Source organism: Microbacterium sp. A20 (assembly GCF_004794515.1).
Lineage (GTDB): Bacteria > Actinomycetota > Actinomycetes > Actinomycetales > Microbacteriaceae > Microbacterium.
In genome coordinates this window covers 23,009-37,934 of the sequence record NZ_SSDF01000082.1, presented here as the reverse complement: position 1 = coordinate 37,934, position 14,926 = coordinate 23,009, and the positions used below count along the sequence as shown (strand labels likewise).

Sequence of the window (14,926 nt, the reverse complement as noted above, 5' to 3'; positions counted from 1 at the left end):
GTATGCGATGAACGTGTTACAGCGCAAGACCCGAACTGTTTCGAGTGGATTACGACTCGCCGCGTGTGGTTAGACTCGGCCGCATGCAAGAGCCACGGCGCGCCCGATTGATCGACGTCGCACGGCGCGCAGGGGTCGGGAAGACCACCGCGTCCGATGCACTGAGCGGCGGCGGTCGCGTCTCCCCGGCCACGCGCGAGGCGGTCCTGGCGGCGGCGGCCGAACTCGGTTACTCCGTGAACACCGCCGCCCGGCACCTGCGCGGCGGCAGCATCGGCACGATCGGGATCGTCCTCCCCGAGGTCGTCTCCCGGTCGTCGTACTACATGGCGTTCACGTTCGGCATCGTCACCAGCGCCGCCGCCCACGACATCGACGTGACCATCGTGAGCCCGTCCGTGTCGTCCGGACGATCGCGACCCATCCGCGCCGACGGGCTCATCATCGGAGACCCGCTGTCCGGCGATCCCGGTCTGCCCTCGCTCATGGGGTCGGGAATCCCCGTCGTCACGCAGGAGCACCTCCCCGAAGACGTCGCCGGCACGCCAGCCGGCGTGGTCTGGTCCTCTCACGAGGCCGGGATGCTGCGGCTGTTCGACGAGATCGACGTCACCGGTGCGCGGCATCCGGCGCTGCTCGTCGCCCCGGATGCGACCGACTGGTCGCGTCAGCTGGTGTCGGGCTATCGCGCCGGATGTGCGGCGCGCGGTCTCGAACCGGTCATCGCTCCGGTGTCGTTCGAGGCATCGTGGCCCGCGGTGCGCGCGGCCACGGAGCGCGTCCTGCAGACGCATCCCGAGACCGACGTGATCATCTGCGGCCCGGACTCGAGCGCGATCGAGGTGGCCGCCGTGCTGGGGCGGCAGGGGCGGACGATCGGGGAGGACATCACGGTCGTCTCCTGTGTCGACCACCCTTCGCTGCCCTTCCTGACGCCCTCGATCACCTCGATCGACCTTCGTCCGCGGGACTCGGGCGTCGCCTGTGCCGAGCTGCTCATCGATCTCCTCGAGGGGCGGGCCGAGCCTGGGGCGGACGTGGAGTTCCCGATCGCTGTCGTCGCGAGGGACTCCACCGCGCATCCGCTGCGGGTGCGCGCATGACCGCGCCCCTCGACGGCATCGTCGTCGCGGACTTCTCCCGTGTGCTCGCCGGCCCGCTGGCGACCATGACGCTCGCCGACCTGGGGGCACGGGTGATCAAGGTCGAGCGCCCCGGGACCGGGGACGACACGCGGGCGTGGGGACCGCCGTATGCCGAATCCGGCATGACCACGTACTTCGAGTCGGCGAACCGGGGCAAGGAGTCGGTCACGCTCGACCTCACCGACCCGGCGGATCGCGCCAGGGCGCTCGAACTCATCGCCCGCAGCGACGTGGTGATCGAGAACTTCCGGCCGGGGCTGTTCGCCAAACTCGGCTTCGACGGGGAGACCCTCTCCGCAGCCCACCCCCGCCTCATCTCCGTGTCGGTCAGCGGCTTCGGCCTGGGTGCGGGTGCGGACCTCCCCGGCTACGACTTCGTCGCGCAGGCGGTCGGCGGACTCATGCACATCACGGGCGAGCCGGACGGCGAGGCCATGAAAGCCGGGGTGGCGCTCGTCGACGTGCTCACCGGCAAGGACGCCGTGATCGGCATCCTCGCCGCGCTGCGCCGACGCGAGCTGACCGGACGAGGTTCGAGGGTCGAGGTGAACCTGCTCTCCAGCCTCCAGGCCGCACTCGTCAACCAGGTGTCCGCGCATCTCGGAGCCGGAACGGAGCCGGGAAGGCTCGGCAACAGGCACCCCTCCATCGCCCCGTACGAGTCGCTGCAGTGCGCGGATGCGCCGATCGCGGTCGCGTGCGGAAACGACGCGCAGTTCGCGAAGATGGTCGCGGAACTCGGCCGGCCCGAGCTCTCGGTCGATGAGCGCTTCCGCCGGAACTCCGACCGGGTCGCCCACCGCGAGGAGCTGGTGGTCGAGCTGGAGGCGGCGCTCGTCGGCGACTCCGCGGCGGTCTGGGCGGAGCGCCTGAACCGCGCCGGCGTCGCCGCCGGAGTGGTGAACAGCGTGGGGGAGGGCATCGCGCTGGCGGAACGCCTCGGTCTCGACCCCGTCCGCGACGCCGTGGGCGAGGACGGTCGGCGCTCGCGCCAGATCCGGTCGCCGCTCACCTGGATCCCGGAGATCCCGGTGGTCGCGGCCGCCCCACCGCGCCTCGGCGAGCATGACGAGCGAGTGCGCGCCTGGCTCGACAATCCCGCCTAGACCGCGCGCTCCCGCAGCGCGAGCCACAGCTCGGCCGCGACATCCGGGTCGTCCAGCGAGACGTCGAGGAGCCGCTCGACCGCGGCGATGCGCGGCCGCACGGTGTTGCGGTGCACGCCGAGTTCGCGCGCTGTTCGCTCGGCCTGCTGACGGTGCCGGAGATAGGCGATCACGGTGCGCTGCAACATCGGGTCCGCGTCGCCGAGCGCGGCAGCCCAGCGGGTCGCTCTCGGTTCGGACTCGATCACCAGGGCGGTTCCCGACGCGCGACGGTGCAGGGCGAGGGCCCTGGCGAATGCGGTGGGGACATCGTCGAGCACGACGGGAGCGCTGAGTACGCCGGTGCTCGCCCGGATTTCGGCGTCGGGGTCCCCATCGGCGGGGACGAGGGCGACGCGCACGCCGTCCTGCACCGCTCCGAAGCCGGTCGAAACGTCGCTGCCGACGAGCACGCGGAACTCGAGCGGCAGCGTGAGATCGGCCGCGGCGGCGAGTGCCCGCGCAGCCGCCACCTCGCCGCGGAGTGCGAGTGCCGTGAACCACCCTCCCGCGTCCGGCGTCGCGGTCGCCCGCACGGTGAGGAGTCGCAGGAGAGCGGTGGCCGTGAGCGCGAGCTGGCGGTCGGCGTTCGCCAGCGGCCTGCCGGCTCCGAGCGCCAGTGCGCCACGGGTGCGCTCGCCGTCGGTGACGGCGTGGGCCATCACGATCGAACCCTGAGACACGAACGACGCGGCCTCGACGCCGGAGCGCAGGAGTGATCTCTCGACATCCGCGCGCACCGCCGGCAGCAGGCCTTCCAGAGAAGCGGGATGCAGCGTCCCGCCCGACGCTCCGGGATCGAAGGGCAGCCACGCCACCCATCCGCCGATGGCCTGCGCCATCTGGCGGACGATCCCGGCGATCGGATCGGCGGTCGTCGCGGCCTGGACCAGCCGCGTGTGCGCGTGGGCGGTGCGCAGCGCCTCGTCCTGGCCGCTGCGCCCGGTGATCGACCAGAACGCCCGGGAGACATCGAGGAACGGCGCACCGTCCGGCACGGCGAACACCGGGATCCCGACCGCGCGACAGCGCTCGACGAGGGCAGCGGGCGCATCGTCCCAGCCCTCGCCGAGCCCGATCCCGATCGCGCCGATCCCCTGCGCCTCGAGTCTGTCGACGTAGGCGTCCACCGGCCGGCCGTGCAGCGGGATGCCGGTGGTGAGCAGCAGCTCGCCGCCGTCGAGATAACGACCGGGGTCGTCGAGTTCCGACACGTGCACCCCGGTGATCGTCCGCGCGGCATCGAACGGAGCGAGAGGGCGCAGGGAACTGCCGGCCGTGCGCACGAGTTCGCCGAGGGAGACCATGCATCCAGTGTGCGTGATGCACAGTCCTCTCGCCAACACTGGGCGAAGTGTTTCTCCCTGGCGGCCGCGCACCTTCTAGCGTCGTCCCCATGACGACAGTTCCCCTCCTTCGCACCGAGATCCCTGGACCGCGGTCGCGCGAGCTCCACGCCCAGCGCGAAGCCGCGGTCGCCGCCGGCTTCGGCATCGCCCTCCCGGTCTTCATCGCGCGAGCCGGCGTCTCGACGCTCGAGGACGTCGATGGGAACACCCTGATCGATCTCGCATCCGGCATCGCGGTGACCAGCGTGGGGGCGGCGAATCCGCAGGTGCGGGCCAGCGTCGCCGCGCAGCTCGAGCTCTTCACCCACACCTGCTTCATGGTGACCGAGTACGAGGGCTTCGTGCGCGTCGCCGAGTGGCTCAACGAGCACGTCCCCGGCGACTTCGACAAGCGCACCGCACTGTTCAGCACCGGTGCCGAGGCGGTGGAGAACGCCGTGAAGATCGCGCGAGCCCACACCGGCCGCCCCGCCGTGCTCGTCATCGACGAGGCGTACCACGGGCGCTCTCTGCTCACCATGGCGATGACGGCGAAAGAGCATCCGTACAAGACATCCTTCGGACCCTTCCCCGACGCCGTGGTGCGCGCACCCAACGCGAATCCCCTGCGCGGAGAGGGGGCCGAGCCCGCGCTCGCCGAGGTCGAACGCCTCATCCTCGAGCACGGTCCCGAGCACTTCGCGGCCCTGGTCGTCGAACCGATCCAGGGCGAGGGCGGCTTCGTCGTCCCCGCGCCGGGTTTCCTCCCGGGGCTCCGTCGCATCGCGGACGAGCACGGGATCGTCCTGGTCGTCGACGAGATCCAGTCCGGGCTCGGACGCACCGGCCGGCTGTTCGCGAGCGAGCACGAAGGCGTTGCCGGCGACATCACGCTGACCGCCAAGGCGCTGGGCGGCGGGCTGCCGTTGAGCGCGGTGACCGGGCGGGCGGAGATCATGGATGCCGCGCACCCCGGCGGCCTCGGCGGCACCTATGCGGGCAACCCGTTGGCCTGCGCGGCCGCCCTCGCGGTGTTCGACGTGCTCGACGAGCCGGGTCTGATGCCGCGGGTCGTCGGCATCGAGCAGACCATCCGCCGTCATCTCGAGCCACTGCGCGCCGAGATCGATGTCATCGCCGAAGTCCGCGGACGGGGAGCCATGATGGCCGTCGAGTTCGCAGACCCGCACACCCTGGCCCCGAGACCGGACCTCGCGCAGCGGGTAGCGGCGGCGTGCCACGCGGCGGGCGTCCTGGCGCTCACGTGCGGCACATACGGCAACGTCATCCGGCTGCTGCCACCCCTCGTGATCGAGGAGCATGTCCTGAACGCCGGTCTGGAGATTCTCACCGCGTCCATCCGATCCATCGCCGCCGAGGAGGCCGCCGCATGAGCACCGTTCCCGATCTGCTCGATTTCGACGAGCTCCTGAGCGACGACGAGCGGGCGACGCGCGACCGCGTGCGGGCATTCGTCGACGCGAGAGTCCGTCCGCACATCGCCGACTGGTATGACCGGGCCGTCTTTCCGACGGAGCTCGTCCCGGAACTCGCCGAACTCGGCGTGCTGGGCATGCACCTGGACGGATACGGCTGTGGTGGTCGGAGTGCCGTCGAATACGGACTGGCGGCCATGGAGCTCGAAGCGGGGGATTCGGGGCTTCGCACCTTCGTCTCGGTGCAGGGCTCGCTCGCCATGAGCGCGATCCACAAACACGGCAGCGAGGCCCAGAAGCAGGAGTGGCTTCCGCAGATGGCGCGGGGAGAGGCCATCGGATGCTTCGGCCTCACAGAACCGAACTCCGGCTCTGACCCGTCGAGCATGACGACGTTCGCGCGACGGGACGGTGACGGCTGGGTGCTCAACGGCGCCAAGCGCTGGATCGGTCTCGCCTCCATCGCACAGGTCGCGATCATCTGGGCGCAGACCGACGAGGGGGTGCGCGGATTCCTCGTCCCGACGGACTCGGCCGGATTCGTGGCGACACCCATCGCCCCCAAGCTCTCGATGCGGGCCTCGATCCAGTGCGACATCACGCTGACCGACGTGCGACTCCCCGCGGAAGCCCGACTTCCCGAAGCCAGGGGTCTGCGCGCGCCCTTCTCCTGCCTGAACGAGGCGCGCTACGGCATCGGCTGGGGCGTGATCGGCGCCGCCCGTGACAGTTACGCCGCGGCCCTGTCCTACTCGCAGACGCGCATCCAGTTCAACCAGCCGATCGGGGGGTTCCAGCTCACCCAGCAGAAGCTCGTCGACATGGCCGTCGAGATCGAGAAGGCGCAACTGGTCGCGCTGCGGCTCGGCAGGCTCAAGGATGCCGGCAGGCTTCAGCCCCACCAGATCTCCGTCGCCAAGCTCGGCAACACGCGCGCGGCGATCGCGATCGCCCGAGAGGCGAGGACGATCCTCGGCGGCAACGGGATCTCGGGCGACTACTCGCCGCTGCGCCACGCGGCGAACCTCGAGTCGGTGCGCACATACGAGGGCACCGACGAGGTCCACACACTGGTGCTCGGCGCCCACATCACCGGTTTCTCCGCCTTCCGCAGCACCGCCTCCGAGGGAGCATGATGAGCACCACATTCGATATCCGGCACTTCATCGACGGCGCCTGGGTGGAGGGTGCGGGCGACTCTCTCATCGACGTGAACCCGAGCCGACCCGACGACGTCGTCGGCGAAGGGCCCGGAGCATCCGATGCGGATGTCGACCTCGCCTATTCCGCCGCGCGAGCAGCTTTCGACGGGTGGCGCAGGACCCCCGCGCGCTCGCGTGCCGCCATCCTGCTGCGGGCGGCCGACATCATCGAGGCCCACCGCGACGAGTGGGGGCGTCAGCTGGCGCGCGAGGAGGGGAAGACGCTCGTCGAGGCGATCGCCGAGACCGGGCACGCCGCCAACATCCTCCGTTTCCATGCGCAGGAGGTCGAGCGTCAGAGCGGCGGCCTGTTCGAGTCGCCGAGTCCGGGGGAGCGCATCCTCGTGATTCGTCGCCCGGTCGGGGTGATCGGAGCGATCACGCCCTTCAACTTCCCGATCTCCATCCCGGCCTGGAAGCTCGCCCCCGCCCTCGTATGGGGGAACACCGTGGTCTGGAAGCCGGCGACCTTCGTCCCCGTGCTGGCGATGCGCTTCGCCGAGGCGCTCGAGCAGGCCGGGCTCCCGAAGGGGGTGCTCAACCTCGTGAACGGCACCGCCGCCGTCGGGGAGGCGATCGTGTCGCACCCGGAGGTGGACGCAGTGACCTTCACCGGTTCCACGAAGGTCGGGCGCATCATCGCCGCGCAGCTCGCGGCACGCGGCATCCCGTTCCAGGGCGAGCTGGGCGGCAAGAACGCCGCACTCGTACTGGCAGACGCCGACCTCGACGTGGCCGTCGAGCAGGTGGCGCTGGGGGCTTTCCGTGCGGCGGGGCAGAAGTGCACGGCGACCTCGCGGGTGATCGTGCACGAGGCCGTGGCCGACGAGTTCCTGCGGCGACTCGCGATCCGCACCGAGCGCATGGTCGTGGGCGATGCGCAGGACGAGCGCGTCGAGGTCGGGCCCGTAGTCGACGCCGGTGCCCGAGACCGCGTGGCCGCGGCCCTCGTCCGCGCCCGGTCCTCGGCGAAGGTGGTCGTCGCCCCGGAGCCGTACTCCGACGGCGATCTCGCCGAGGGCTACTTCATCCCGCCGTCCATCTTCGAGCTCGACGAGGAAGACCCGGGCGAGCTGTGGACGGAAGAGCTGTTCGGCCCGGTGGTCGGCGTCCGACGCGTCTCGTCCACCGCCGAGGGCATCGCGCTCGTGAACGACAGCGAGTACGGGCTCTCCACCGCCGTCTTCACGACGGGGCTGGCGGAGGCGCTCACCGCGATCGAAGACATCCGCGTAGGCGTGGTCCACGTGAACTCGGCCTCGGCCGGCGCCGACCTGCACGTTCCCTTCGGCGGGAGCGGGTCGAGCGCCCTCGGCCCCAAGGAGCAGGGCGCGGCGGCCAGGGAGTTCTTCACGGAGACCGCGACGGTCTACCTCCGCGGTTGAGTCGCGGGCAGCCTCCGCCCCCGACCCGCGCCGAAACCCCCGCTTCTCGCCGAGACCCCGACCTGCCGACGTGTGCAGGCCGGGGTCTCGGCGTTGTGACGGGGTCTCGGCGCGGCTCGCCGGACTCCGCTACAGCCATGTCCGATTTCCGCCAGTCGACGTCGGTGGCCCGTGACAGCATGGAGGCATGAGCTTCCCCGTGATCGACTTCGACGAGCGCTACCGTGCCATCAGCGCGCGCGACACCCGCTTCGACGGGCAGTTCGTGACGGCAGTGCGCTCGACCGGGATCTACTGTCGTCCGAGCTGCCCTGCGCGCACGCCGAAGCCGCAGAACGTGACGTTCTATCCGACGAGCGCGGCCGCGCACGAGGCCGGATACCGTGCCTGCAAGCGCTGCCTCCCCGAAGCCGCCCCCGGTTCGCCGGCGTGGGACATCCGCGGCGACGTCGCGGCCCGAGCCATGCGGCTCATCTCCGACGGCGTCGTGGAGCGCGAGGGTGTGCCGGGACTCGCCGCGCGCCTCGGCTATTCGAGCCGGCACCTCACGCGTCTGCTGACCACCGAGCTCGGCGCCGGACCCCTCGCCCTCGCCAGGGCGCACCGCGCGCACACGGCGCGGATGCTGCTCGTCGGCACCGACATGCCCATCTCCGACGTCGCCTTCTCGGCAGGCTTCGCCAGCATCCGCCAGTGCAACGACACGATCCGCGAGGTGTTCGGCCTCACCCCCGGCGAGCTCAGGGCGCGTCGACGACTGCCGGCATCCGCGGTTCCCGGCGCCATCGACCTGGTCCTGCCGTACCGCGGTCCACTCGACGCGAGCGGCATCTTCACCTGGATGGCGGCACGTGCCGTCCCCGGCGTCGAAGAGACCACGGCGACGTCGTTCTCCCGGCACCTCCGGATGGCGGGCGGTCCCGCCTGGTTCGAGGTGAGTCAGGATGCGACCCAGCGTCTGCACCTGCGCGCCCGTGTCGCGCGCCTGGGCGATCTGGCGCCGCTGGTGTCGACCGTGCGGCGCATCTTCGACCTCGACGCCGACCCGCTGGCGATCGACGAGGCACTCTCCGCGCACCCCGAGCTCGCACCGCTCGTCGCCCGCACGCCCGGTATGCGCGTTCCCGGCTCGGCAGACCCGCACGAGATGCTCATCCGCGCCATGATCGGGCAGCAGATCACGGTGGTCGCCGCCCGCACGGCACTCATCGCGCTCACCGAGGCGCTGGGGGAGCGCACCGAGCACGGGCTGCTCTTCCCCACGATGGCGGCGATCGCCGAACGCGGGGTCGAGGTGCTGCGTGGCCCCGCCGCGCGCATCCGCGCGATCACCGGTGCGGCAGCGGCCCTCGCCGACGGCTCGCTGCCGCTGACCGTCGGCGATGACGGCGTCGAGCAGCGGGAGGCCCTCCTCGCTATGCCGGGCATCGGACCGTGGACAGCCGACTACGTGCGCATGCGCGTGCTCGGCGACCCCGACATCCTGCTCCCCGGCGACGTCGCGCTGCGTGCGGGAGCTGCGGCCTCCGGGCTTCCGGGCGAGGCCCGTGCGCTCACCGCCTGGGCCGAGCGCACGGCCCCCTGGCGCAGCTATCTGAGTGCGCATCTCTGGCGCGCCGCCCCGGTGCGACCGGCAGGACCCCGACGGGCAGCATCCACCGCCAGCGCGGCCGCCACAACTGACACGACATCGAAGGAGACCTCATGACCGCTCTCATCCAGACCATCGAGACCCCGGACGGGGCCTTCACGATCCTCGCCGACGAGCGCCAGCGGGTGCTGTCATCGGGGTGGACCTCCGACGTGGGGGCGATCCTCGCGCGACTGTCGCCGGCGCTCCGCCCCGAAGAGCTCCGCGAGGGTCACACGGATGCCGCCGACGCCGCGCTGGCCTTCTATGCGGGCGACCTGTCCGCGATCGACGCGGTCGCGGTGAAGCAGTCGGGCACCGCCCTGCAGCTCGTGGGGTGGTCGGCGCTGCGGGCGATCGAGCCCGGAGCACCGCTCACCTACACCGGCTTCGCGGAGCTGCTCGGCAACCCGAACGCCGTACGTGCGGCCGCCTCGATCTGCGCTAGGAACGCTCCGGCGCTGTTCGTGCCGTGCCACCGCGTGCTGCGCACGGACGGCACCCTCGGCGGTTTCGCCTGGGGGCTGGACGTGAAGGAGAGCCTGCTCGCGCGCGAGAGCATCGCTGCCTGAACGACTCATGTTCGCCGCGCTGCCGGTATCCGGCGGCGCGGCGAAAGCATGCTCGGACACAGGACGCCGGCCCCGACGCAGGAAAGACGCCGAACAAATCGGGAATGCGTCTTGTGTTCAGCTGGTTCACAGCAATAGGCTGGTGGGCTGTCGCGCCAACCGGACGACACAGCCGAGCCCCTGAGGAGGACACCATGACCACGATCGCCACCGCGCGGATCGCAGCTCTCGGCTCGACCCCGGCGCGTCCGCTCTCCTAGAGCCACCCCGCCCCTCTTCGTCGGATGCCGGACTCTGCGAGTCCGCTCTCGCATCCGTCCCCTTCCGCAACCGCATTCCATACGAAACTCGTCTGAGAGACATGTCTTCCTCGCCTTCCGCGCAGAATCCCTCGCCCTCGTCCACCCTTTCCACCCCGGCCGCGCTGTGGCGGCTGAAGCCCTTCGTGAAGCCCGTCATCTGGCGGCTCGCCGGAGGTGCGGCCAGCGCGCTCATCGCGGCGATCATCGCCCTGATGATCCCGATCGTCCTCGAGCAGATCATCAGCGGGCCGGTCCGCACCGGCGAGATCAACGCGATCGTCTGGGGCGCCCTCGCGGTCTTCGCGCTGGCCCTCGGCGAGGCGCTGATGGTCTGGCTGCGTCGTCAGTTCGTGCTCAACCCCTCGACCGAGGTCGAGTACAAGATGCGCACCGAGCTGTACTCGCGCCTGCAGACCCTTCCGGTCTCGTTCCACGACAGGTGGGGTTCCGGCCAGCTGCTCAGCCGCATGATGCAGGACATCGGCCTCATCCGCCGCTGGCTGGCCTTCGGTCTCGTGCTGCTCGTCGTCAATGTCCTGACGATCATCATCGGATCAGTGCTGCTGTTCCGTTGGCACTGGCTGCTCGGCACGATCTTCCTGGTCACCGCGATCCCGCTGTGGATCCGCGGCTACCTGTTCGAGAAGCGCTACGGCGCGCTCACCCGCCGCAGCCAGGACCAGGCCGGCGACCTCGCGACCAGCGTCGAGGAGAGCGTGCACGGTATCCGCGTGCTGAAGGCGTTCGGCCGTGGCAAGCACGCGCTCAGCCGATTCAGCCGTCAGGCCGAGACTCTGCGCGAGACCGAGATGAGCAAGGCCGGCGCGATCGCGTCGATCTGGTTCTGGCTCGACATGATGCCGCAGATCGCGTTCGGGCTCAGCCTGATGTCCGGCATCTGGCTGATCTCGCAGGGGCAGATCGATGAGGCGCAGCTGTTCGCGTTCTTCGCGATGGCCGTCGTGCTCCGCTGGCCCATCGAGTCGATCGGGTTCCTGTTCTCGTTCATGCTCGACGCCCGCACGGCGACCGACCGCGTGTTCGACATCTTCTCCGAGACCAACACGATCACGGACCCGGAGAACCCCGTGCACATCGAGAACCCGCGCGGAGAGCTGGCGTTCGTGAACGCCCATTTCCGGTATCAGGACGCAGGGTCCCACGAACGCGATCTGCTCGACGGCATCGACCTGGACCTCCGCCCAGGCGAGACCATGGCGCTCGTCGGTCTCACCGGCAGCGGCAAGACCACGCTCACGACGCTGCCCACGCGCCTGTACGACGTGACGGGCGGCAAGGTCACGCTCGACGGCGTCGATGTGCGCGATCTTCCGCTGTCCGAGCTGCGCCGGCACGTCGCGATGGCCTTCGAGGATGCGACGCTGTTCTCGGCGACCGTGCGCGAGAACGTGCTGCTCGGCCGCGCCGACCTCGACGTGCACAGCGAAGAGGGCGAGCGCGTGCTGCGTGAAGCGCTCGACGTCGCGCAGGCGTCGTTCGTGGACTCGCTGCCCGACGGCGTCGAGACCGTGATCGGCGAGGAGGGGCTCAGCCTCTCCGGTGGGCAGCGTCAGCGTCTCGCCCTCGCCCGCGCGGTGGCGGCGGCGCCGAAGGTGCTCGTGCTCGACGACCCGCTGTCGGCGCTCGACGTCGACACCGAGGCGCTCGTGGAAGAGGCGCTGCGGCACGTCCTCGCAGAGACCACGGCTCTGATCGTGGCGCACCGTCCCTCGACCGTCGCGCTCGCCGACCGGGTCGCGCTGCTCGAGGCCGGTCGCGTCACCGCGGTGGGCACCCACTCCGAGCTGCTGAAGACGAGCCGGCACTACCGCCACGTGATCTCCAGCCTGGAGGCCGAGGAGGCGGCGCGGACCGGGGCGATCCCGATCATCCGCGACGAGCAGCTCGAGGTCGAGGACGAGGTCCGCGAGGGCCGCAGAGCCGAGGCCGCCGACGATGCTTCGACTGGCTCAGCAACCACGTTCGATGAAGAGAAGGAGGTGCAGCGATGAGCTCCGCCATCACCGGAACCCAGGACGAGGATCGTTCCGAGTACACCCGCGAGGAGAGCCGGGAGATCCGTCGTCGGTCGCTCCGGCTGCTCGGATCGCTGGTGCGCCCGCTGAAGCCGCAGATCGTGCTGGCCGCCGCCGTGCTGATCATCTCGACCGCGCTGCAGGTCGCAGGTCCCATCCTGATCAGCATCGGCCTCGACCGTGCCCTGCCGGCAGCCATCGACCAGGCCGACTGGATGCCGACATTCATGATCGGCGGCATCTACCTGGCCGCCGGCATCCTGGCCGCCGTGATGATCGCCTGGTACGTCATCATCGCCGCCAAGCTGACGCAGGCGGTGCTGCTCGATCTGCGCAAGCGGATCTTCCTGCACACCCAGCGCCTCAGCCTGGAGTTCCACGAGTCGTACACCTCCGGGCGCATCATCTCGCGCCAGACGAGTGACCTCGATTCGATCAAGGAGCTCCTCGACGGCGGCCTGAACGAGCTCGTCTCCGGCGTGCTCTTCGGACTCTTCACCTTCATCGCGCTGTGCTTCTGGGACTGGCAGTCCGGCCTGATCCTCGCGATCGGCGGCGTGCCGCTGTTCTTCCTGATGAAGTGGTTCTACTCGCGCTCGCAGCTGGTCTACCGCGAGTCGCGCGTGATCAGCGCGAAGGTGATCGTGCAGTTCGTCGAGACGATGACGGGTATCCGCGCCGTCAAGGCGTTCCGCAAGGAGCCGCGCAACGACAAGTCGTTCCAGGAGATCGCGGGGGAGTACCGCGATGTCAACCGTCGCTCGATGCTGCTGTTCGGCACGTTCGAGCCCGGTCTCATGGGCGTCGCAGCTCTCGTGCTGGGCATCGTCGTGCTGTGGGGCGGCATCCGCGTCTCGGAGGGGGCGCTCACCGTCGGTGTGCTGCTCTCGGCAGTCCTGTACGTCCGGAACTTCTTCGCTCCGATGCAGGAGATCGCGATGTTCCTGAACTCCTACCAGTCGGCCACGGCCGCGCTGGAGAAGGTGTCGGGCGTGCTCGAGGAGGTGCCGACGGTTCCGGATCCCGAGAAGCCGGTCGACCTGTGGGAGTCTCGTGGTCACATCCGGTTCGACGAGGTGACCTTCGGCTACAACGGCGAGAAGACGATCCTCCCGAACTTCTCGCTCGACATCCCCGCCGGGGAGACGATCGCCCTGGTGGGCACGACCGGCGCGGGCAAGTCCACGCTGGCCAAGCTCATCTCGCGGTTCTACGACCCCTCCGAGGGACGGGTCACGCTCGATGACATCGACCTCCGCTCGCTGCACCCGAAGGACCTCCGCCGCGCGATCGTCATGGTCACGCAGGAGGCCTACCTGTTCAGCGGAACGGTGGCCGACAACATCGCACTCGGCAAGCCGGATGCGTCGCTCGACGAGATCAGGGCGGCCGCACGTGCGGTGGGAGCGGACGCGTTCATCTCCTCGCTGCCCGACGGCTACGGCACCGATGTGAACAAGCGCGGTGGGCGAGTCTCGGCCGGCCAGCGTCAGCTCATCTCGTTCGCCAGGGCGTTCCTCGCCGACCCCGCCGTGCTGATCCTCGACGAGGCCACCGCCTCGCTGGACATCCCGTCGGAGCGGCTGATCCAGGATGCGCTGCAGACCCTGCTCAAGGACCGCACCGCGATCATCATCGCGCACCGCCTGTCGACGGTCGCGATCGCCGACCGGGTGCTGGTGATGGAGCACGGACGGATCATCGAGGACGACACTCCCGCCGCGCTCATCGGCGGTACCGGCAAGTTCGCCCAGCTGCATGCGGCCTGGCAGGAGACACTGGTCTGATGACGCCGATCACCTCACCTCTGCGGGCACGGGAACACCCCGTGCCCGCGGGGGTGGGGATCGGCCCCGAGCGCGCGGCACAGGGGATCCGTCGGTCGCCGCGCCTGGGTAGCATCGGATCATGGATCCTTTGCTGCTCGCCGCCGAGTGGTGGTGGATCGCGCCGACCGCAGTCGCTGCGGGAACGGCCGGCGCGTTCGGTCTGCGTCGCCGGAGCAGCACGATGAGCGGGCGCCGGCTCGAGGTCGATGCAGCGCGTCAGGACCTCAGGACCGCGCAGCGGATCGCGTCCGAGCGACGCATCGCGCTGAAGATCGCCCGCGCAGACCTCGCCCGCGTCACGGCGGAACGTGCGGCGCAGCGCGCGACGGCCGAGCAGGTCGCCGGAGCGCGACGGATGCTCAAGGAGCGGGAGCGCGACGCCAAAGCGGCCTCGGCCGACGTGCGCGCCCGGCAGGTGCGCCTGAACGCCGCACGTGCGGCGGTGCCGACGGCCTCCGAGCCCGGTCCCGTGGAACGGCTGCATGCCGCGCACGATGCCGTGACGGTCCGGTGGATGCGGTACGAGACCGACCCCGCGCTCCAGATCGCCTATCCCGCGATGACCGACGTCAAGCTCCCCGCCACGGCGGCGTACCTGCGGGCATCCGGACACGCGGCCGAGATGCGGCGCGCGGTCTCGGGCAAGACCACCCCTGCCGACTTCGCGGCCTACCGCGACGCCGTCTCCGAGCTCGAGCGCGCCTTCGAGGCGGCGGAGCATGCGGCGAGGGTCCAGGCCGGTGAGGCCCCGCCGAACGCGGCCTGGCAGGATGCGGCGCAGGACATGCTGAGCCGCTCGGCCGAGGCGATCGACCGTGCTGCCGGTGCGGCGGCATCCGCCATCGCCGCCTGGACCAACCGCAAGAGGCCCGGCAAGCCGGACGACCGTCCCTGACGGCCGCCCGGCGACGCCCGG

The 14,926-nt window shown here is 70.4% G+C and carries 11 protein-coding genes; 10 read left to right on the top strand and 1 reads right to left on the bottom strand.

Annotation, left to right across the window (positions count from 1 at the left end; genetic code table 11):
* Window positions 1-83 precede the first annotated feature (83 nt).
* Both DW298_RS12020 and DW298_RS12015 read left to right on the top strand, forming a co-directional pair.
* Entirely contained in the window at window positions 84-1,103 is a 1,020-nt protein-coding gene (locus tag DW298_RS12020; protein WP_136042713.1) for a LacI family DNA-binding transcriptional regulator, read from the top strand.
* Entirely contained in the window at window positions 1,100-2,251 is a 1,152-nt protein-coding gene (locus tag DW298_RS12015) for a CoA transferase (protein WP_136042712.1), read from the top strand. Before DW298_RS12020 ends, DW298_RS12015 begins: the two co-directional genes overlap by 4 nt.
* On the opposite strand, the gene DW298_RS12010 is transcribed toward DW298_RS12015, so the two are convergent.
* Window positions 2,248-3,597: a PucR family transcriptional regulator gene (locus DW298_RS12010; RefSeq protein ID WP_136042711.1), complete on the bottom strand. Its 1,350-nt coding sequence runs from the start codon at window positions 3,595-3,597 to the stop codon at window positions 2,248-2,250. The two genes, DW298_RS12015 and DW298_RS12010, sit on opposite strands and share 4 nt — an antisense overlap.
* 89 nt (window positions 3,598-3,686) lie before the next feature.
* On the opposite strand from DW298_RS12010, the gene gabT reads away from it, so the two are divergent.
* The 8 genes from gabT to DW298_RS11970 all read left to right on the top strand — a co-directional run bounded on the left by gabT (window position 3,687) and on the right by DW298_RS11970 (window position 14,905).
* Window positions 3,687-5,012 (top strand): 4-aminobutyrate--2-oxoglutarate transaminase, encoded by a 1,326-nt coding sequence (gene gabT / locus DW298_RS12005; RefSeq protein WP_136042710.1) that lies wholly within the window; start codon window positions 3,687-3,689, stop codon window positions 5,010-5,012.
* Window positions 5,009-6,190: an acyl-CoA dehydrogenase family protein gene (locus tag DW298_RS12000; RefSeq protein ID WP_136042709.1), complete on the top strand. Its 1,182-nt coding sequence runs from the start codon at window positions 5,009-5,011 to the stop codon at window positions 6,188-6,190. Before gabT ends, DW298_RS12000 begins: the two co-directional genes overlap by 4 nt.
* Entirely contained in the window at window positions 6,190-7,641 is a 1,452-nt protein-coding gene (locus DW298_RS11995) for an aldehyde dehydrogenase family protein (RefSeq protein WP_136042708.1), read from the top strand. Before DW298_RS12000 ends, DW298_RS11995 begins: the two co-directional genes overlap by 1 nt.
* 187 nt (window positions 7,642-7,828) lie before the next feature.
* Complete coding sequence (locus DW298_RS11990) at window positions 7,829-9,349, top strand: AlkA N-terminal domain-containing protein (RefSeq protein ID WP_136042707.1); 1,521 nt, start codon at window positions 7,829-7,831, stop codon at window positions 9,347-9,349.
* Window positions 9,346-9,843 (top strand): methylated-DNA--[protein]-cysteine S-methyltransferase, encoded by a 498-nt coding sequence (locus DW298_RS11985; protein WP_136042706.1) that lies wholly within the window; start codon window positions 9,346-9,348, stop codon window positions 9,841-9,843. Before DW298_RS11990 ends, DW298_RS11985 begins: the two co-directional genes overlap by 4 nt.
* Before the next feature lie 361 nt (window positions 9,844-10,204).
* Window positions 10,205-12,157, top strand: coding sequence for an ABC transporter ATP-binding protein (locus tag DW298_RS11980; RefSeq protein ID WP_240745115.1), 1,953 nt, complete (start codon window positions 10,205-10,207; stop codon window positions 12,155-12,157).
* Window positions 12,154-13,968: an ABC transporter ATP-binding protein gene (locus tag DW298_RS11975; protein WP_136042705.1), complete on the top strand. Its 1,815-nt coding sequence runs from the start codon at window positions 12,154-12,156 to the stop codon at window positions 13,966-13,968. The genes DW298_RS11980 and DW298_RS11975 overlap by 4 nt, the downstream gene beginning before the upstream one ends.
* A gap of 121 nt (window positions 13,969-14,089) precedes the next feature.
* Window positions 14,090-14,905, top strand: a complete 816-nt coding sequence (locus tag DW298_RS11970; protein WP_136042704.1) for a hypothetical protein — start codon at window positions 14,090-14,092, stop codon at window positions 14,903-14,905.
* Window positions 14,906-14,926: the final 21 nt, after the last annotated feature.

Bases quoted from the DNA above. Each gene is read 5' to 3' on its own strand.
- DW298_RS12010 (WP_136042711.1), bottom strand. From the start codon at position 3,597: ATGGTCTCCCTCGGCGAACTCGTGCGCACGGCCGGCAGTTCCCTGCGC.
- gabT (WP_136042710.1), top strand. From the start codon at position 3,687: ATGACGACAGTTCCCCTCCTTCGCACCGAGATCCCTGGACCGCGGTCG.
- DW298_RS12020 (WP_136042713.1), top strand. From the start codon at position 84: ATGCAAGAGCCACGGCGCGCCCGATTGATCGACGTCGCACGGCGCGCA.
- DW298_RS12000 (WP_136042709.1), top strand. From the start codon at position 5,009: ATGAGCACCGTTCCCGATCTGCTCGATTTCGACGAGCTCCTGAGCGAC.
- DW298_RS11975 (WP_136042705.1), top strand. From the start codon at position 12,154: ATGAGCTCCGCCATCACCGGAACCCAGGACGAGGATCGTTCCGAGTAC.
- DW298_RS11995 (WP_136042708.1), top strand. From the start codon at position 6,190: ATGAGCACCACATTCGATATCCGGCACTTCATCGACGGCGCCTGGGTG.
- DW298_RS11985 (WP_136042706.1), top strand. From the start codon at position 9,346: ATGACCGCTCTCATCCAGACCATCGAGACCCCGGACGGGGCCTTCACG.
- DW298_RS11970 (WP_136042704.1), top strand. From the start codon at position 14,090: ATGGATCCTTTGCTGCTCGCCGCCGAGTGGTGGTGGATCGCGCCGACC.
- DW298_RS11980 (WP_240745115.1), top strand. From the start codon at position 10,205: ATGTCTTCCTCGCCTTCCGCGCAGAATCCCTCGCCCTCGTCCACCCTT.
- DW298_RS11990 (WP_136042707.1), top strand. From the start codon at position 7,829: ATGAGCTTCCCCGTGATCGACTTCGACGAGCGCTACCGTGCCATCAGC.
- DW298_RS12015 (WP_136042712.1), top strand. From the start codon at position 1,100: ATGACCGCGCCCCTCGACGGCATCGTCGTCGCGGACTTCTCCCGTGTG.